General features: G+C 67.7%; 18 protein-coding genes. 2 read left to right on the top strand and 16 right to left on the bottom strand.

From position 1 onward, the window contains the following. The first annotated feature begins 48 nt into the window (after nucleotides 1–48). Complete coding sequence (locus AJAP_RS06145; RefSeq protein ID WP_084098042.1) at nucleotides 49–921, top strand: trypsin-like serine protease; 873 nt, start codon at nucleotides 49–51, stop codon at nucleotides 919–921. Here the strand turns inward: AJAP_RS06145 and murA are convergent, their stop codons facing one another. Continuing rightward, the gene (murA, locus tag AJAP_RS06140) at nucleotides 922–2,196 is read right to left on the bottom strand and encodes a UDP-N-acetylglucosamine 1-carboxyvinyltransferase (protein WP_038508944.1); all 1,275 of its coding nucleotides are present in this window, start codon (nucleotides 2,194–2,196) and stop codon (nucleotides 922–924) included. Between the two features lie 61 nt (nucleotides 2,197–2,257). On the opposite strand from murA, the gene AJAP_RS06135 reads away from it, so the two are divergent. Further along, on the top strand, nucleotides 2,258–2,830 hold the full coding sequence (locus AJAP_RS06135; RefSeq protein ID WP_038508942.1) for a cob(I)yrinic acid a,c-diamide adenosyltransferase: 573 nt from the start codon (nucleotides 2,258–2,260) through the stop codon (nucleotides 2,828–2,830). Between the two features lie 32 nt (nucleotides 2,831–2,862). On the opposite strand, the gene AJAP_RS06130 is transcribed toward AJAP_RS06135, so the two are convergent. The 15 genes from AJAP_RS06130 to AJAP_RS06060 form a co-directional block, all read right to left on the bottom strand. Next, nucleotides 2,863–3,015, bottom strand: coding sequence for a hypothetical protein (locus AJAP_RS06130; RefSeq protein WP_228694870.1), 153 nt, complete (start codon nucleotides 3,013–3,015; stop codon nucleotides 2,863–2,865). Nucleotides 3,016–3,074: 59 nt separating this feature from the next. Further along, nucleotides 3,075–4,310, bottom strand: a complete 1,236-nt coding sequence (gene aroA, locus AJAP_RS06125) for a 3-phosphoshikimate 1-carboxyvinyltransferase (RefSeq protein ID WP_038508938.1) — start codon at nucleotides 4,308–4,310, stop codon at nucleotides 3,075–3,077. A 104-nt stretch (nucleotides 4,311–4,414) separates the two neighbouring features. After that, entirely contained in the window at nucleotides 4,415–4,849 is a 435-nt protein-coding gene (locus AJAP_RS06120; protein ID WP_016336850.1) for a DUF2550 domain-containing protein, read from the bottom strand. Between the two features lie 25 nt (nucleotides 4,850–4,874). After that, a complete protein-coding gene (locus tag AJAP_RS06115; RefSeq protein WP_016336851.1) occupies nucleotides 4,875–5,240 on the bottom strand; it encodes a F0F1 ATP synthase subunit epsilon in 366 nt (121 codons plus the stop codon). Nucleotides 5,241–5,354: 114 nt separating this feature from the next. Next, nucleotides 5,355–6,779: a F0F1 ATP synthase subunit beta gene (gene atpD / locus AJAP_RS06110; RefSeq protein WP_038508936.1), complete on the bottom strand. Its 1,425-nt coding sequence runs from the start codon at nucleotides 6,777–6,779 to the stop codon at nucleotides 5,355–5,357. Further along, entirely contained in the window at nucleotides 6,779–7,717 is a 939-nt protein-coding gene (locus tag AJAP_RS06105; protein ID WP_038508932.1) for a F0F1 ATP synthase subunit gamma, read from the bottom strand. The genes atpD and AJAP_RS06105 overlap by 1 nt, the downstream gene beginning before the upstream one ends. An 11-nt stretch (nucleotides 7,718–7,728) precedes the next feature. After that, complete coding sequence (atpA, locus tag AJAP_RS06100; RefSeq protein WP_038508930.1) at nucleotides 7,729–9,366, bottom strand: F0F1 ATP synthase subunit alpha; 1,638 nt, start codon at nucleotides 9,364–9,366, stop codon at nucleotides 7,729–7,731. A 53-nt stretch (nucleotides 9,367–9,419) separates the two neighbouring features. After that, nucleotides 9,420–10,241: a F0F1 ATP synthase subunit delta gene (locus tag AJAP_RS06095; RefSeq protein WP_038508928.1), complete on the bottom strand. Its 822-nt coding sequence runs from the start codon at nucleotides 10,239–10,241 to the stop codon at nucleotides 9,420–9,422. Nucleotides 10,242–10,247: 6 nt separating this feature from the next. After that, nucleotides 10,248–10,814 carry a F0F1 ATP synthase subunit B gene (locus AJAP_RS06090; RefSeq protein ID WP_038508926.1) on the bottom strand — a complete coding sequence of 189 codons (567 nt, stop codon included), beginning with the start codon at nucleotides 10,812–10,814 and terminating at the stop codon, nucleotides 10,248–10,250. A 33-nt stretch (nucleotides 10,815–10,847) separates the two neighbouring features. Continuing rightward, a complete protein-coding gene (locus AJAP_RS06085) occupies nucleotides 10,848–11,102 on the bottom strand; it encodes an ATP synthase subunit c family protein (protein ID WP_038508924.1) in 255 nt (84 codons plus the stop codon). A 61-nt stretch (nucleotides 11,103–11,163) separates the two neighbouring features. Continuing rightward, nucleotides 11,164–11,958 (bottom strand): F0F1 ATP synthase subunit A, encoded by a 795-nt coding sequence (gene atpB / locus AJAP_RS06080; RefSeq protein WP_005150355.1) that lies wholly within the window; start codon nucleotides 11,956–11,958, stop codon nucleotides 11,164–11,166. A 379-nt stretch (nucleotides 11,959–12,337) separates the two neighbouring features. After that, a complete protein-coding gene (locus tag AJAP_RS06075) occupies nucleotides 12,338–12,793 on the bottom strand; it encodes a hypothetical protein (RefSeq protein WP_038508922.1) in 456 nt (151 codons plus the stop codon). Nucleotides 12,794–12,850: 57 nt separating this feature from the next. Next, complete coding sequence (locus AJAP_RS06070; protein ID WP_038508920.1) at nucleotides 12,851–14,002, bottom strand: glycosyltransferase family 4 protein; 1,152 nt, start codon at nucleotides 14,000–14,002, stop codon at nucleotides 12,851–12,853. A gap of 73 nt (nucleotides 14,003–14,075) precedes the next feature. Further along, entirely contained in the window at nucleotides 14,076–14,726 is a 651-nt protein-coding gene (locus tag AJAP_RS06065) for an L-threonylcarbamoyladenylate synthase (protein WP_038508918.1), read from the bottom strand. 348 nt (nucleotides 14,727–15,074) lie between these two features. Further along, nucleotides 15,075–17,060, bottom strand: a complete 1,986-nt coding sequence (locus AJAP_RS06060) for a M6 family metalloprotease domain-containing protein (RefSeq protein ID WP_038508916.1) — start codon at nucleotides 17,058–17,060, stop codon at nucleotides 15,075–15,077. Nucleotides 17,061–17,231 lie beyond the last annotated feature (171 nt).

Here is a 17,231-nt window from a genome sequence, read left to right as displayed (position 1 = left end):
GGCGTTCACCACGTTGAATCCCGGAGCACCTAGCCAAGGAGGCCGTTCGTGAGGTTCACCCCCGCCGCCACCGTCACGGCGATGGCCGCCGCCCTGCTGCTGGGCGGCGCCACCGCCGCGACCGCGATCAACTCCTACAACGCGACCCCCGCGCCCGAGCGCACCGAGGTCGGCGCCCTCGTCGCCACCTGGGACAACGACGGCGACCCCGCCACACCGGACCGGGTCGACTGGGTGTGCTCCGGCACCATGGTGGACGCCGACACCTTCCTCACCGCCGCGCACTGCACCACCGACTGGCCCGCCAACGTGCGGTTCTTCGTCTCGCTCGACCAGGACGTGCAAGCGGGTCTCGACGCGGCCGCGAAGAAGTACCCCGGCGACCCGGCGGCGGTCGCCAAGGCCGTCGCCGTCGAGGGCGTCGCGCACAGCGAGCCCGGCTACCCCGGCAACTCCGCCGACTCGCACGACATCGCCGTCGTCCAGCTGCCCGCGAAGCAGGTCGCCGCACGTTGGAGCTTCACCCCCGCGAAGCTGCCCAGTGCCGGTCAGCTCGACAAGCTCGGCCCGCAGGGGCTGAACTCGACGCCGTTCGTGGTCGCCGGCTACGGCACGCAGGAAGCCGTGAACGGGCCGGGCGGGCACACGCATCCCGGCGGCGGCGTCCGGATGAAGGCGCCCGTCACCTTCGACGCGCTCAACAAGACCTGGGTCCGGCTCGCGATGACGGCACCGCAGGGCAACGGCGGCGCCTGCTACGGCGACTCCGGCGGGCCGAACTTCGCCACGATCGACGGCAAGCGTGTCCTCGTGTCGACGACCATCACCGGTGACGGGCCCTGCTACGCCACCAATGTCACCTACCGGCTGGACTCGCCGACGTCGCGTGACTTCCTCGCGCCGTTCGTCGCCCTGCCCTGATCAAGCCCGCTCGGGTTCGCCCGCGACGCGCTCGATGCGGGCACCGAGCCGGTTCAGGTTCTCCACGAAATGCGGGTAACCGCGGTCGATGTGGAAGACGTCCCAGACCTCGGTGACGCCGTCCGCGCACAGCCCCGCCAGCACCAGCCCGGCGCCGGCGCGGATGTCCGCGGCCCACACCGGGGCGCTCGAAAGTTTCTCCACGCCGCGGACGACGGCGTGGTGCCCATCGGTGCGCGCGTCGCCGGAAAGCCGCATCATCTCTTCGATGAACCGGAACCGGGCTTCGTAGATGTTCTCCGTGATCATCGAGGTGCCCTCGGAGACCGCGGACAGCGCCACCGCGAACGGCTGCAGGTCGGTCGCGAAACCGGGGTACGGCAGCGTCACCCAGTCGACGGCCTTCGGGCGCTCGTTCTGGACGATGCGGAAGCCCTTGTCGTCGAACGTCTCGACCTCGGCACCCGCCAGGCGGAGCTTGTCGAGGACCAGGTCGAGGTAGTGCGGGTTGACACCGCGGACGGTCAGGTCGCCCCGGGTCATCGCGGCGGCGAACGCCCAGGTCGCGCCGACGATCCGGTCGCCGATCACGCGGTGCTCGGTGGGGTGCAGCTTCTCGACGCCCTCGACGGTGAGGGTCGAGGTGCCCGCGCCTTCGACCTTCGCGCCCATCTCGGTCAGCATCGTGCAGATGTCGACGATCTCGGGTTCGCGCGCGGCGTTGTCGATGACCGTGGTGCCCTCGGCGAGCACGGCGGCCATCAGGATGTTCTCGGTGGCGCCGACGCTCGGGAAGTCCAGCCAGATCTGCGCGCCGCGCAGCCCGTCGGCCTTCGCCACGACGCAGCCGTGCTCGATGGTGCTGGTGGCGCCCAGCTTGCGCAGTCCGTTCTGGTGCATGTCCAGCGGCCGCGAGCCGATGGCGTCCCCGCCCGGCAGCGCCACGACGGCCTGCTTGAGCCGTCCGACCAGCGGCCCCAGCACGCACACCGACGCGCGCAGCTTGCCCATCGCGGCCGAATCGGCCCGGTGCGACAGCTCGGCCGGGGTGGTGATCGTGGCGGTGTCGCCGTCGATGACGACCTCGCAGCCGACACTGCGCAAGACGTCGCCCATCAGGGGAACGTCCAGGATCTGGGGGCAGTTCGTGATGGTCGTCGTACCCTCGGCCAGCAGGGCCGCGGCCATCAGTTTCAGGACGCTGTTCTTGGCCCCGACCACGTCGACCTCGCCGACCAGCCGTGCTCCGCCGTGCACGTCGAAGTGCTCGCTCATGGGCGCCAATCATGCCCTCTCGCCCGGATTTGCCTTACGCCGGGCCGGTAGAGTCGGCTTCATGGTCGTTCGCATCAACCGCGTGTACACGAAGGTCGGCGACAACGGCACCACGGCGCTCGGCGACGGCTCCCGCGTGCCGAAGACCTCGCCCCGCCTTGGCGCGTACGCCGACGTCGACGAAGCCAACTCCGTCATCGGGCTCGCGCTCGCGATGGGCGCGCTTCCCGAGGAGATCACGCAGGTGCTGCGTGCGGTGCAGAACGATCTCTTCGACGTCGGCGCGGATCTGTGCGCGCCCATCGTGGAGAACCCGCCGTACGAGCCGCTGCGCATCACCGAGCGGTACATCGAACGGCTGGAAGGCTGGTGCGACGAGTTCAACGAGCGCGTGCCGAAGCTGACGTCGTTCATCCTGCCGGGTGGCACCCCGGGGGCGGCTTTCCTGCACCAGGCCCGCACGGTCGCGCGGCGGGCCGAGCGGTCCGGCTGGGCGCTGTTCGAAGCCGAGCAGGCCACGACGAACCAGCTGGCGATCAAATACCTGAACCGGCTTTCGGACCTGCTGTTCATCCTGTCGCGGCTGGCGAATCCGGACGGCGACATCCTGTGGCAGCCGGGCGGGGCGAGCTGAAGGACGCTTTCATAGCGCCCTTCAGCTCACGTTCAGCCCTGTTCGCGTGCTGCCCAATAGCGCTCGAGGTCGACGTCGGGCGTGCCGTCCTTGCCCGGGTCGATCGCCTTCATCGTGATCGTGTCCTCCAGGGACACGGACTCGGGAAGGTGGCTCCAGCGGTTCGTGTCCTCGCTCTGAGTCATGGACCGAGAATAGACGTGGATCACGTCCGCAGCCCGGTAGAAATGCCGCATTCAGAGGACTAAATGCCCCAGGAGGCTCGGAGCGAAGCGAGGGCATCGTGGAAACCGGGGAAGGTCTTCTTCACGCAACCGGGGTCGTCCAGCGTGATCCCCGGCGTCCGCAGCCCCGTGACACTGAACGCCATCGCGATCCGGTGGTCCCGGCGGCATTTCACCGACGTCCCCGTCGGCACGCCGGGCTGGATCTCGATCCAGTCCCGCCCCGTCTCGACCGGAACACCCATCGCGCGCAGGTTCTCCTCGCACGCCGCGAGCCGGTCGCATTCCTTGATGCGCGTGTTGTAGACGTCCTCGATCCGTACCGGCCCGTCCGCGAACGGAGCGATGGCCGCGAGCGTCGGCACGGTGTCGGAGATGTCGCGCATGTTCACCGTGACCCCGCGCAGGCCACCCGTTCCGGTCACGGTCACGGCGTCCGGGCCGACTTCGACGTCCGCGCCCATCTGCCGCAGGACCTCGACGAAGGCCAGATCCCCCTGCAGTGCGCCCTCACCGAGCCCCGGCACGGTCACCGAGTTGCCGGTCAGCGCAGCGGCCGCGAAGAAGTAGCTGGACGTCGAAGCGTCGGGCTCGATCTCGTAGCGACAGCCCTGATACGGCGTGGGCGGCACGACGAACGTGTCGCCGTCCCGGACGACCTCGACGCCGAAGCGCCGCATCATCGCGATGGTGATCTCGACGTAGGGCACCGAAACGAGGTCCGTGACGGTGATCCGCAGGCCCTCGGCGGTCAAGGGGCCGACCAGCAGCAACGCGGTCAGGAACTGCGACGACAGCCCGGCGTCCAGCGTCAGCTCGCCGCCCTTGATCCCGGCGGCCCGCACCACCAGCGGATGGTGTCCCGGCGAGCCTTCGAAGGTCAGGTCGACGCCCAGCTCCAGCAACGCGTCGGTGAGCGGGCCCAGCGGCCGGGCGCGCATCTGCTCGGAGGCGTCGAACCGGAAGGTGCCGTGGCCGGCGGCGGCCAGTGCCGGCAGGAACCGCGCGGTGGTGGCGCCGTCACGGCAGAAGACGTCGGCGCTGTCGACGGCGGGGCCCTCGGGCTTGCCCTCGATCGTCCACTCGCCGGGAGCGCGGGAGACCTGGTAGCCGAGTTTGAGGAGGCCCTCGGCGAAGCCCTCGGAGTCGTCCGAACGCAGCGGCCTGCTCAGCACGGTCGTCCCGTGGGCGGCGGCCGCGAGGAACAGGCCTCGGGCGGTGATCGACTTCGAACCGGGGATGTCGACGATGGTCACGGCGTGAGCATACGGCGTGCCCGAACGGCGAACTCGCGTGATCAGACGCGGGACTCGCGTGATTGAAGGCGGGACACGCGTGATCAGACGGACGACACGCGTGATCAGGAAGCGCGCGGCAGGCGGCGGCCCGGCGGGGCCGACTCGAGCCAGGACAGGAAGCCGGTGAGGGCACCGGGACCCATCGCGATCTCGATCGCCTCCTGTTTGGCGGATTCGCACCGCAGGACGATCGAACCTTCGGGGACGGCGTACGCCTCCGTGCCGGAGGGGTCTCGCCGGTCCGCGATCTCCATGCTTTCGCGCTCGAACACGCGATCCGGGCCCGTTCGCAGGCTCCAGACGCGGAACCAGACGAACTTCTCGCCCTCGTAGCGGCCCAGCCCCAGATGCCAGCTGGACCGCGCCTCGTCCGGACGCCACCGCAGGGCGACGCTCACGCCGCCACCGCGGCGCATCCGGACCCACCGCAACGAATACCAGGCCGCGAGCACGGCCAGGACGGTCAGGGCCCCGAGAACACCCACGGCGATTTCCACGGCCCGGCCCCTGCCTCTCGCCCGGTCAGACTGACTGACCGGCCGCGCGAAGCTGGGCGGTCGCCCTAGCCCGCTCTTGCTCGTCTTCGCCGGTCAGCGCCTTCTTGGCCGCGTCGACGTCGATCTCGTCCGAGAGCTCCGCGCTCTCGGCGAGGATGCTCACGCCGGTCGCGGTGACCGACAGGAAACCGCCGTGCACCGCGGCGGTCACGGTCTCGCCGTCCGTGGTCGTCACCTTCACGACGCCACCCTCGACGAGCTGGCCCAGAACCGGCTCGTGACCGGCCATGATGCCGATCTCGCCCTCGGTGGTCTGCGCCACCACGAACGTGGCGGTACCGGACCAGAGACGGCGCTCGACGGCTACCAGCTCGACAGAAATCTCAGCCACGTAGCTTCCCTTCACCTCAGGTGCTGGCACCGAGTGTAGTAGTCGAAGTTCCCAGTAAGCGAACGGCGGGACCAGCGTCCACAGTAGACACTGATCCCGCCGCTCATCGGAACATCACTTCTTGGTGATTTCCTTGTACTTCTTCTCGAGGTCCTCGAGGCCACCGATACCCAGGAACGCCTGCTCCGGGTAGTGGTCGAAGTCGCCCTTGGTGATGCGGTCGAAGGACTCGATGGTCTCCGACAGCGGCACGGTCGAACCCGGCTGACCGGTGAACGCCTCGGCGACCAGCATGTTCTGCGACAGGAACCGCTCGATGCGGCGCGCGCGCTGAACGGTGAGCTTGTCCTCTTCCGACAGCTCGTCCATACCGAGGATCGCGATGATGTCCTGCAGCTCCTTGTACTTCTGCAGGATCCGGATGACCTCGGAGGCCACGCGGTAGTGGTCCTCACCGACGATGGCCGGGTCGAGAATGGTCGACGTCGACGCCAGCGGGTCCACCGCCGGGAAGATGCCCTTCTGGAACACGCCACGGGAAAGCTCCGTGGTGGCGTCCAGGTGGGCGAACGTCGTCGCCGGGGCCGGGTCGGTGTAGTCGTCCGCGGGGACGTAGATCGCCTGCATCGAGGTGATCGAACGACCACGGGTCGAGGTGATCCGCTCCTGGAGCTGACCCATCTCGTCGGCCAGCGTCGGCTGGTAACCCACGGCCGAAGGCATGCGGCCCAGCAGGGTCGACACCTCGGAACCGGCCTGGGTGAACCGGAAGATGTTGTCGATGAAGAGCAGCACGTCCTGGTTCTGCACATCGCGGAAGTACTCCGCCATGGTCAGCGCGGACAGCGCGACCCGCATACGGGTGCCCGGCGGCTCGTCCATCTGGCCGAAGACGAGGGCGGTGTCGTTGATGACGCCGTCCTCGGACATCTCCAGGAAGAGGTCGTTGCCCTCACGGGTGCGCTCGCCGACACCGGCGAACACCGAGGTACCACCGAAGTTCCGGGCGACACGGGTGATCATCTCCTTGATGAGCACCGTCTTGCCGACGCCGGCACCGCCGAACAGGCCGATCTTTCCACCCTGCACGTACGGGGTCAGCAGGTCGACGACCTTGAGGCCGGTCTCCAGCATCTCCGTCTTGCCTTCGAGCTGGTCGAAGGACGGCGGGTTGCGGTGGATGCCCCAGCGCTCGAGGTCTTCGCCGTAGCCGGGCTCGTCCAGGCACTCGCCGAGCGCGTTGTAGACGTGGCCCTTGACCTTGTCGCCGACCGGGACCGTGATGGGGCCGCCGGTGTCGGTGACCTCGGCGCCACGGACGAGGCCGTCCTGCGGCTGGAGCGAAATGGTGCGGACGAGGTTGTCACCGAGGTGGCTGGCGACCTCGAGCGTCACCGTCTTGCGCAGCTGCTCGAACTCGATTTCGACCTTGAGCGCGTTGAACTGGTCGGGAACGGAACCGCGCGGGAATTCGACGTCGACGACCGGGCCGGTCACCGAGACGATGCGCCCCTTGGCACGGGCTTCAGTACTGGTCATCAGTCATCACTTCCTGCTGCGGTGAGAGCGTTCGCCCCACCGACGATTTCGGAGATCTCCTGGGTGATCTGCGCCTGGCGGGCCTGGTTCGCCTCCCGCGTCAGCGTGTTCACCAGTTCGTTCGCGTTGTCCGACGCCGCCTTCATCGCGGTACGGCGGGCCGCGAGTTCGGACGCGGCCGACTCGAGCATCGCCGCGAAGAGCCGCGTGTTGATGTACTTCGGCAGCAACGCGGCGAGCAGCTTCTCGGCGCTGGGCTCGAACTCGTAGCTCGGGAGCAGGCTTTCGGGCTTCTCCTCTTCGCCCTCGGTGTACTCGACCTCGAGCGGCGCGACGCGCTTGGCGACGGGACGCTGGGTGAGCATCGAGACGAACTCGGTGTAGACGACGTGGATCTCGTCGACACCCAGGATGCCGTCGGCGTTGCCCGCCTCGTCGTCGGCGCCGTTCAGGAACGACTCGACGATGAGTTCACCGGCCTCCGCGGCGTTGACGTAACCGGGCTGGTCGGAGAAGCCCGTCCAGCTTTCGGCCACCTCGCGGCCACGGAAGCGGTAGAAGCTCAGGCCCTTGTTGCCGGTCACGTACAGCACCGGCTCCTTGCCCTGCTCACGCAGCAGCGTGAGGAGCTCCTCGGTCGCCTTCAGCACGTTGGAGTTGTACCCACCGCACTGGCCCTTGTCGCTGGTGATCACGAGGACCGCCGCGCGCTTCGGGTTCGGACGCTCGACCAGAAGCGGGTGGTCGAGGTTCGCCGAGGCTCCGGCCAGGGCCGAGAGCACGTTCGTGATCTCGTCCGAGTACGGCCGGGAAGCCGCGACCTTCGCCCGCGCCTTGGTGATGCGCGCGGTGGCGATGAGCTCCATCGCCTTGGTGATCTTGCCGATGGACTTGGTCGCCTTGATACGCGACCGGAGTTCTCGGAGTTGTGCGGCCATGAGCTATCAGCTCACTTCTTCGGGGCGGGCTTGTTGACCTTGACGGTCTCCTGCCCGACCTTCTCGGCGTCCATCGCGTCGGAGACCTCGACCAGGCTCTTGCCCTCGGAGGTGGTGAACTCCTTCTTGAACTCGTTCACCGCGTCGACCAGCCCGGAAGCGGTCTCCTTGGAGAACTTGCCCGACTCGCGGATGTCCTTGAGGAGCTCTCCGTGCTTGCGACGCGCGGAGTCGACGAACTCGTCGCGGAAGCGGCGCACGTCCTCGGTGGGAACGGTGTCGAAGTGACCGTTCGTGCCGAGGTACACCGTGACGACCTGCTCCTCGACCGGGATCGGCGAGTACTGCGGCTGCTTGAGCACCTCGTACAGGCGGGCACCGCGCTCGAGCTGCGCCTTCGACGCGTCGTCGAGGTCCGAAGCGAAGGCCGCGAAGGCCTCCAGCTCGCGGTACTGCGACAGGTCGATACGGAGCGAACCCGAAACGTCCTTCATCGCCTTGACCTGTGCGGCACCACCCACGCGGGAAACCGAGATACCCACGTCGATGGCCGGGCGCTGACCGGCGTTGAACAGGTCCGACTGGAAGAAGCACTGACCGTCGGTGATCGAGATGACGTTCGTCGGGATGTAGGCCGACACGTCGTTCGCCTTGGTCTCGATGATCGGGAGACCGGTCAGCGAGCCCGCGCCCAGCTCGTCCGAGAGCTTCGCGCAACGCTCGAGGAGGCGGGAGTGCAAGTAGAAGACGTCGCCGGGGAAGGCTTCACGGCCCGGCGGGCGACGCAGCAGCAGCGAGATCGCGCGGTAGGCGTCGGCCTGCTTGGTCAGGTCGTCGAACACGATGAGGACGTGCTTGCCCTCGTACATCCAGTGCTGGCCGATGGCCGAGCCGGTGTACGGCGCGATCCACTTGAAGCCGGCGGAGTCCGACGCGGGGGCCGCGACGATGGTGGTGTACTCCATCGCGCCGGCGTCCTCGAGGGACTTCTTGACCGCGGCGATCGTGGAGCCCTTCTGGCCGACCGCGACATAGATGCAGCGAACCTGCTTCTTCGGGTCGCCGGTCTCCCAGTTGGCCTTCTGGTTGATGATCGTGTCCACCGCGACGGCCGTCTTACCGGTCTTGCGGTCACCGATGATCAGCTGGCGCTGGCCACGGCCGATCGGGGTCATCGCGTCGATCGCGGTGATACCGGTCTGCAGCGGCTCGGCCACCGGCTGGCGCTCGACCACCGAAGCGGCCTTGACCTCCAGCGGGCGGCGCTCGGTGGTCTCGATCTCGCCGAGGCCGTCGATCGGGGCGCCCAGCGGGTTCACGACGCGGCCGAGGTAGCCCTCGCCGACCGGAACCGAGAGGACCTGACCGGTCCGCTTGACTTCCTGACCTTCGACGACGGTCTCGAAGTCACCGAGGATCGCGGCACCGATGGAGCGCGCGTCCAGGTTCAGCGCCACGCCGAGGACCCCGCCGGGGAACTCGAGCAGCTCGTTGGCCATCGCCGAGGGAAGACCCTCGATGTGGGCGATACCGTCACCGGCGTCGACGACGACGCCAACCTCTTCCCGGCTCACGTCCGGGGCGTAACTCGAGACGTAGTTCTCGATCGCGCTACGGATCTCATCCGAGGAGATCGTCAGCTCCGCCATTTCGTTCCCGCTCTCGCTTCGTTCGTGCCAGTGTGCAAAGTCGTTGTTGTGGGTCAGCCGGCCAACCGGCGACGCAGGGCGTCGATCCGCCCCGCGGTGCTGCCGTCGATGACCTCGTCGCCGACGCGGACCACGAGTCCGCCGCCGAGTGACGGGTCGACCTCGACGTGCAGCGCGAGCTGCCGCCCGTAAAGGGCGTTGAGCTTCTCGCTCAGCCGAGCCTGCTGTTCGTCGGAAAGCGCGCTCGCGCTGGTCACCCGGGCGACCGAGCGCTCACGGCGTTCCGCGGCCAGCTGGACCAGCTCTTCGAGGGCGTTGCCGACCCCGCGGCCCTTGGCGCGCAGGACGACCTGCTCGACGAGGGTCTTGGTGACCACGTCCACCTTGTCGGCGAACAAGGTGCGGACCAGGGTCCGCTTCGCCTCCGCGGGGGCGGTCAGGTCGGAGAGTGCCCGTTCGAGCTCCGGCTCACCCGCGACGATACGACTGACCCGGAACAGCTGGTCTTCGACAGCGTCGATGTTCCCGGACTTCTCCGCACTGGTGAGCAGCGCCGAGCGGCCGAGGGCCTCGAGCCCGTCGGTCAGTTCGCGCGGGCTCGACCAGCGGCTGCCCGCCACGGAGTCGAGCACCTGCAGGGCCGGTTCGGAAACCTTGCCCGCGAGGATCCCGCGGGCGAGGCCGATCCGGGCTTCGGACGAGGCCGAACCGTCGGCGACGGCCCGGCGCAGGCCGATCTCCCGGTCCAGCAGGGCGACGACCGAAAGCAGCTCGTCGCCGACCGTCGCCGGGTCAGTACCCGCTTCGGCCAGAACCTCGCCGAGACGCTTCTCGGCGAGGTCGAGCGCTTCACGGCTCGCAGCATGCAGCGTCATTCTGGTCTACTTCCCCGCTCCGAGACCGGCACCGTTGGCGCCCGCGGTCTCCAATTCGGCCAGGAACCGGTCCACGGTGCCGTGACGGCGCGCGTCGTCCGCGAGCGACTCGCCGACGATGCGGCTGGCCAGCTCGACGGAGTTACGGCCGAGTTCGGCGCGCAGTTCGGCGATGATCTGCGCCTTCTGGGCCTGCAGCTGAGCCTGACCCTGGGCGACGATGCGCTGGGACTCGGCTTCGGCCTCGGCCCGCAGTTCCGCTTTGATCTGCTCGGCTTCGAGCCGGGCGTCGTCACGGATCTTCGCGGCCTCGGCACGGGCTTCCGCCAGCTGCGCCTTGTACTGCGCAAGGTTTTCTTCGGCTTCGGCCTGCGCCTTCTCGGCTCGCTCGATGCCACCCTCGATCAGCTTGGTCCGCTCTTCGTAGGTCGCCTCGAAACGCGGGACGACGTACTTCTTCAGAACGAACAGCAGCAGAAGGAAGGCGATGAACCCGAGGATGAGCTCGGGAACGTGCGGCACGATCGGGTTGGGCACCTCTTCGGCGGCCAACACCAATTCGGTCTTCAGCACAACGTCTCCTTAAGCGATGAGCGAAACTCAGCCTTAGGCGGAGGCGAGGAAGTAGATGACGATACCGATCAGCGCCAGCACCTCGGTCAGCACGAAGGTCGAGAAGGCGATGCTCTGCAGCTTGCCCTGGGCCTCCGGCTGACGGGCGGTGCCGTTGATGACGGCGGCGAAGATGAGACCCACACCGATACCGGGGCCGATCGCGCCGAGGCCGTAACCGATGGCGGCGAGACCCTTGTTGATGCTGACGGCCTCGGTGGCGGCCTGCGCAAGAACGATGTTGCTCACGTGCGTTTCCCTTCAAACTCGGTCCGCGCGACTCACGCGGATCGGGGGTCTTTTGGTGTTCTCAGTGCTCCGACGCCAGCGCGGCGCCGATGTAGCCTGCGGACAGCAGTGCGAAAATGAATGCCTGCAGGACCTGGATGAATGCCTCCAGGAAGGTCATCGCGATGGCGAAGAGGAACGCCACCGGCGACGCGACCTTCACGAGACCTTCGCCCTCGGTCAGCAGGAAGCTGCCACCGAGCGTGAAGACCATGATGATGAGGTGGCCGGCGAACATCGCGGCGAAAACCCGGATGGCCAGGGTCGCCGGCGCGATGAAGAACTTCTGCGCGAACTCGATGGTGGAGTACAGCGGCAGAACGAACCCGGGAATACCCGCCGGCGCCAGTTCCTTCTTCAGGTAACCCTTGAAACCGTGGCGCTTGAACCCGACGTAGTGGTACACCGGGTAAACGACAAGGAACGCGAGGGCGACCGGGAAACCGATTCGCGCCATCGTCGGGAACTGGAAGAACGGGATGATCCCGAACAGGTTGTTCACCAGCACGAAGCTGAACAGACCCAGGATCAGCGGAATGAACGGCTTGAAGTCGGCCGAACCGATCTGCTCACGCGCGATGTTGTTGCGGCCGAAGTTGTAGATGCTTTCGGCGATGAACTGTCCCTTGCCCGGGACGACCTTCAACCGGCGAGACGTCACCATGAAGTAGGTGATGATGATGATCAGGGAGATGACCACCAGCAGCATCGGCTTGGTGAAAGCAAACCAGCCGGAACCGAACAACGGCGGCAGGTTGAAGTCTTTGACACCAGGCGGCGCGAACTCCGCACCCTCGGCTAGTACCAGCGCGCCCACTGGGCTCCTTCCGGTTCTCCCGGCCGGCGTTCACTCCGCCGGGGGAATCGTCACGATCTGGACTTAACGTACCCGACACGTATCGGGCCGTCGGAGGCGGCCACCCCACGATGTGCTGAACACGGTTTCACGTTCCGCACACGAGGATTCTCGATGCAGTGCTCCCGGGAGACAGACGCCTACCAGCGGGTAATGAGGGACGATTCAACGCCGCCGCCACACTGCTGTTCGGGGTTCGTCATCAGGAGCCGGCAGCCGAGGCCGCCGCCCATACGCGGACCATATCAGCAGGTTCCGACGGGCCGTACAGGCGTACTACATTGCCCCCGATCGGCCGAGGACCTAGGTCCCGTCCCAGGTCAGGACCTCGGTCCCGACCTCAGCGGGAGGCGGGGATGATCGTCGGGATCTTGGTCTTGCGGAAGGCGGCGAACTCCACCGCGGCGGCCACGAGGATCGCGACGATCATGGTGACGCCCAAGGCCGTCGGGTGGATCGAGGACACTCCGCGAAGCAGGCTCAGCGCCCCGAAGAGCAGGAGGATCTTGAGCACGTAACCACCGAGAGCGATCACCATCACGAACATCGGGTCCATGCCCGCGCTGAAGCGCATCAGGCCCAGCGTCGCGAGGGCGGACACGATGGCGAGCACGCCACCGATGACCGAGCCGAGCAGACCCGGGAGTCCATTGAGGATGGTGAAGAGCACGACGCAGATCAGCACCGCGGGCGGAACCAGCTTCAGGGAAGCCTTCATCATCGAGTTGGCCGCCTGCAGAACCACCTTGGCGTGGGGGTTCTCCTCCGCCTCGACGGTCTTCTCGGTCTCGCTCACAGAAAACTCCCTGGTCGTCTCAGCCCGCCAGTGTAGGCCCGTGCCGATGCGCGCGGTTCAGGCGGTCCGGTTCCGGGACCGGAGCCTGGGCACGATCGACACCAGGGTCGCCAGCAGGAAACCGAATCCGACAATCCAGAAAACCGCGACACTGTCGAAGAGCGTCACCGAAACGGCGCCGAACGCGAGCAGACCCGCCCACAAGTAGATGAGCAGCACCGCGCGGCGCTGGGAGTGGCCGATCTCCAGCAGGCGGTGGTGCAGGTGCATCTTGTCCGCCGCGAACGGGCTCTCGCCGCGGCGGGTGCGGCGGATCACCGCCATGATCAGGTCGAGCAGCGGCACGAACAGCACCGCGGCGACCACGACGAGCGGCGAGAGCAGCGCGAGCGCGTCCTTGCCGCTGAACTGCGGATACGGCACACGGCCCGACGCGGACGTCGTCGCGCCGGCCAGCATCAGCCCGATCATCATCGAGCCCGAATCGCCCATGAAGATCTTCGCGGGCTGGAAGTTGTACGGCAGGAAGCCGAGACAGGCCCCCGCGAGCGTGGCGGCGATGAGCGCGGGCGGGTACGCGCCGACGTCGCCGCCCGAGGAGTCGAGCAGGCCGAGAGAGAAGGAACAAGTCGCCGCGGCGGCGATGAAGCCGAGGCCGCCGGCGAGCCCGTCGAGACCATCGACGAAGTTCATCGCGTTGACCATGACGACCACCAGCACGACGGTCAGCAACGCGCCCTGGTTCTTGTCCAGCACCAGCACCTGGCCGAAGGACTCGCCACCGCCGCCCCACGGCACCCAGAACGACACCCACTGCACCCCGAAGATCACCAGGATCCCGGCGCACATGACCTGGCCGGCCAGTTTCGTCCAGGCGTCCAGTTCGAACCGGTCGTCGAGCGCGCCGATCAGGGAGATCACGCCCGCGGCGAGCAGGACGCCCAGCGAGTCGAAGGAGAAGTCGAAGCCGCGGCTCAGCGCGGGCAGCTGATGCGCCAGCCCCATCGCGGCGGCGACACCGAGGAAGATGCCGATACCGCCCATCCGCGGGATCGGGGTGACGTGGACGTCGCGGGCCCGCGGGTTGGCGATCGCGCCGATCCGGATGGCGACCCGGCGCACGACACCGGTGAGCAGGAAGGTCACGGCCGCCGCGGTGAGGGCGACGAGGATGTACTCCCGGATCGGGAGGCCTTGCGTAGGAGGCATGGTGCGTTACGCCGCCGAGGTCCAAGTCACTCGAACACGCTACCGCGTGCGGGGGATACGGCGGCCGACGGTCCTAGGCCAGTGACTCCGCGGGCACACCCAGTACTTCCGCGACGGCGGCACGGCTGACCGCGCCCTCCCGCAGGATGACCGGGTCGTCGCCGGTGAGATCGACCATCGTGGACGGAACGGGCTCTCCGGTGGATCCGCCGTCGAGGTACACCGCGACACTGTCGCCGAGCTGGTCGACGGCTTCCTGCGCGGTGGAGGCGGGCGGGCGGCCGGAGACGTTGGCGCTCGAGACCGCCATCGGGCCGACGTCACGCAGCAGCTCCAACGCGACCGGGTGAAGCGGCATCCGCAGCATCACCGTTCCGCGTGACTGGCCCAGATCCCACTGCAGGCTCGGGGCGTGCGGCAGGACGATGGAGAGGTCGCCGGGCCAGAACGCCTCGATGAGCGCGCGGGCCTGCGGGGGCGTGCCGAGCACGAGTCCGTCCACAGTGGACCATGAGCCGACCAGGACACCGACCGGCATGTCCGGGCCGCGCTGCTTGGCCCGCAGGAGGGACTGGACGGCGCCGCCGTCGAAGGCGTCCGCGCCGATTCCGTAGACCGTGTCGGTCGGGAGGACGACGAGGCGGCTGGAGCGCACCGCGCTCGCCGCCGCGGCGAGCCCGTCGGCCCGGGATTCGTGCTTGCTGCAGTCGTACACCGCGCTCATGGCCAGTGAGCGTAGCGCTGCGGTGTCGCGGGTCTCGCCAAGGTGCCCGTCTCGGCCGCCGCGTCGGCCGGGTGGCGATCCGGGGTGGAGCGGACCGGTTATCTGCCCAGTCAGACCTGAGCAGGACGAATGTGACGGGTCACCTGACCGTGCGAGGTTTGGCTGCTACGGCTCGTACGACTCGGTACGCAACCGAGTGGGGAGGATTTCGGACGCTGGACGTCCCCAATCCTCCCCACTCGCCGCCAGAACCCGAATCGTCACTCATGAGCCACGCCCGCGCCATGAAAGGTCCTTTCCTGGCAAATTTTGCAAGGAAAGGACCTTTCATGGCATGCGGAGCTCCCGTCAGAAGGCGAAAGCGGTACAGACCGACGTCGCCGTCTTCGCCGGGTCCGCGATCGACGTCGCCGTCAGCTTGATGTGCGCGACGTGGTCACCGCCCGCGGCCCGCTTGGCGTGCGCGGTCGCCGAAGACCGCCCGCCGAACGGGACGGTGGACAGCTCGTTCGGCAGCCGCACTTCCCAGCCCTTCGCGCTGGTGGACGCGCTCAGGCGGTAGGTGTCGGTGTTGAACGGCGCCGCCGCGCCCTTCGCGTTGCCCGTGTTGATCACCGGGAACGAGCAGCTCGCGAGCCCCTGCTTGGCGAACGCCGGTGCCGACGGCCACAGCGAAACGCCCCTGGCCTGCGAGCCGGAGCCGTCGAGCGAAGCCACCGTGATGACGTAGGACAGCACGCCCTTGCGGTCGCGCTCGACGTCGGAGACGAGGAACTTCAGCCTGTTCGCCTCGTCGGTGTACTCGTACTTGCTCGCGGAGCCGGTGCCCGCCTTGAACGCGGCGTCGTTGAGCTGGCGGTAGTCGCCGATCGGGATCGGCACCGGGGTGCCGTCCGGCTTCTTGTAGTCGGTCATGCCGATGTCGGCCGGATTCGCGTCCACGATCCATTCGAACGGCGCGTTGTCCTGGTTCTTCGTCTTCGCGATGAGGACACCGGAATCGGGGGCGAAGGAATCGCTGCCCATCCGGTCGACGACCTCGACGGTGTAATTGTTGTAGCCGCCGCCGTCGCAGAACGGATCCTTCGAGCGATCGCATTTCGGCGAAAGGTCACCGCCGGTGAGCGCGATGTTGATACCGCTGTAGGCGCCCTGTCCCGGCAGGACCGAACGCGCCGTGATCCTTGCCGAAACCGGGCCGGTCTTGGCGAGGGAGTTCCGGTCGAGCTTCAGGACGTCTTCGGGGTCGATGATGTCGAGCTTCATCTTGGTGCGCAGCATGTGGTGCGAGCCCATCGAGCCGCCCTGCGTCGCCGGGATCTGCCAGCGGGTGTGCGGTCCGCCGGGGCCGTTGAAACTGCCGCGCGACATCATTTCCCACGGCCCGGTGTAGGTACGGGACGGCGGGTTTCCGAAGGGATTGTTGTAATTGTCCCCGATGCCGAGGATGTGGCTGAACTCGTGCGCGTAGACGCCCTGGCCCGAGCTTTCCGCCTGGGTCGACGAGCCGGTGACCGCGTTCGGCCAGATGCTCGCCGCGGATTTCCACGACGTCCACGGGACGTAGCGGGTGGACGCGGCGTTCGGCATCCCGGCGACGCCGGGGCCGAACGCGTCGGGGACGTTCTCCTTTTCGCCGAACTTCATCACGCCGAATTCCTGCCAGGTCGAGCTCTCGTCTTGACCTGCGGAAAGATAGAAGACGAAGTCGAACTGCTTGGACACGTCGCCCACGTCCGCCCGCCAGGCGGCGCCCGCGTCGGCGCGCAGGTCACGTTTGCAGTTCGCGCCCGGCGGACACGCGTCGGGCTGGAACTCCATGCCGTATTCGAAGGACTTGCCGGGCAGGCGGTACGGGCCGAACGCGGTCAGTTCGACGCCCAGCCTGCCGCCGGAGTCCTCCATCCAGTACTCGTTGATCGTGTGGCCCTGGTTGAGCGCCTGCGGCTTGTTGAGGAAGTCCTGGTAGAACTTCGCGACCTCCGCGCGAGGGATGTTGCTCGCGGCGGGGCCGGGGTTGCCGAACACCGTCGAACGCGGGGGCTGCGTGACGGCGAATTCCTGATCCGGGTAGTCCGCGAGCACCACGGCGCCCTTGAACATCCGCTTGGTCGGCTTCAGCGCCGGGTCGGCCCAGTTGGTGCCGGGCGGTTTGCGGTAGTCGTCCCAGGTCATGTGGTCCTGGTTCTCCCAGGTCGACCCGTCGATCGCGGCGGGCCAGCCTCGGACCGGCGCCGCGGCGGACGCGGGCTGGGCGACCAGACCCGGCAGTAGCGTGACGGTGGCGAGGACGGCGAGTGTTCTGAGTGGGGCTCGTCGGAGAGACGATCGCATTCGGGGTACACCTCCCAGTCGGACCGCCGATGAGGCGGCCGTGATCGACGTTAGGAGGTGGGCTTTGCCCTCGGCACCGCCGGAAGTCGTGAGTCTCGCTAACTATCCGGCCCAACGCCCTGCTCCATCCCGCGTTTCGTCCTCTGAATGCTGTGGTTCGCACCACGAACT

Source organism: Amycolatopsis japonica (genome assembly GCF_000732925.1).
In the GTDB taxonomy this organism is placed as follows: domain Bacteria; phylum Actinomycetota; class Actinomycetes; order Mycobacteriales; family Pseudonocardiaceae; genus Amycolatopsis; species Amycolatopsis japonica.
The sequence above is the reverse complement of the archived record's forward strand: the minus strand, read 5'-3'. Positions and strand labels throughout refer to the sequence as shown.

Excerpts from the sequence above, each read along its gene's own strand:
- murA (WP_038508944.1), bottom strand. The coding sequence starts at position 2,196 with ATGAGCGAGCACTTCGACGTGCACGGCGGAGCACGGCTGGTCGGCGAG.
- AJAP_RS06060 (WP_038508916.1), bottom strand. The coding sequence starts at position 17,060 with ATGCGATCGTCTCTCCGACGAGCCCCACTCAGAACACTCGCCGTCCTC.
- AJAP_RS06070 (WP_038508920.1), bottom strand. The coding sequence starts at position 14,002 with ATGCCTCCTACGCAAGGCCTCCCGATCCGGGAGTACATCCTCGTCGCC.
- AJAP_RS06095 (WP_038508928.1), bottom strand. The coding sequence starts at position 10,241 with ATGACGCTGCATGCTGCGAGCCGTGAAGCGCTCGACCTCGCCGAGAAG.
- atpD (WP_038508936.1), bottom strand. The coding sequence starts at position 6,779 with ATGACCAGTACTGAAGCCCGTGCCAAGGGGCGCATCGTCTCGGTGACC.
- AJAP_RS06105 (WP_038508932.1), bottom strand. The coding sequence starts at position 7,717 with ATGGCCGCACAACTCCGAGAACTCCGGTCGCGTATCAAGGCGACCAAG.
- AJAP_RS06065 (WP_038508918.1), bottom strand. The coding sequence starts at position 14,726 with ATGAGCGCGGTGTACGACTGCAGCAAGCACGAATCCCGGGCCGACGGG.
- AJAP_RS06130 (WP_228694870.1), bottom strand. The coding sequence starts at position 3,015 with ATGACTCAGAGCGAGGACACGAACCGCTGGAGCCACCTTCCCGAGTCC.
- atpA (WP_038508930.1), bottom strand. The coding sequence starts at position 9,366 with ATGGCGGAGCTGACGATCTCCTCGGATGAGATCCGTAGCGCGATCGAG.
- AJAP_RS06135 (WP_038508942.1), top strand. The coding sequence starts at position 2,258 with ATGGTCGTTCGCATCAACCGCGTGTACACGAAGGTCGGCGACAACGGC.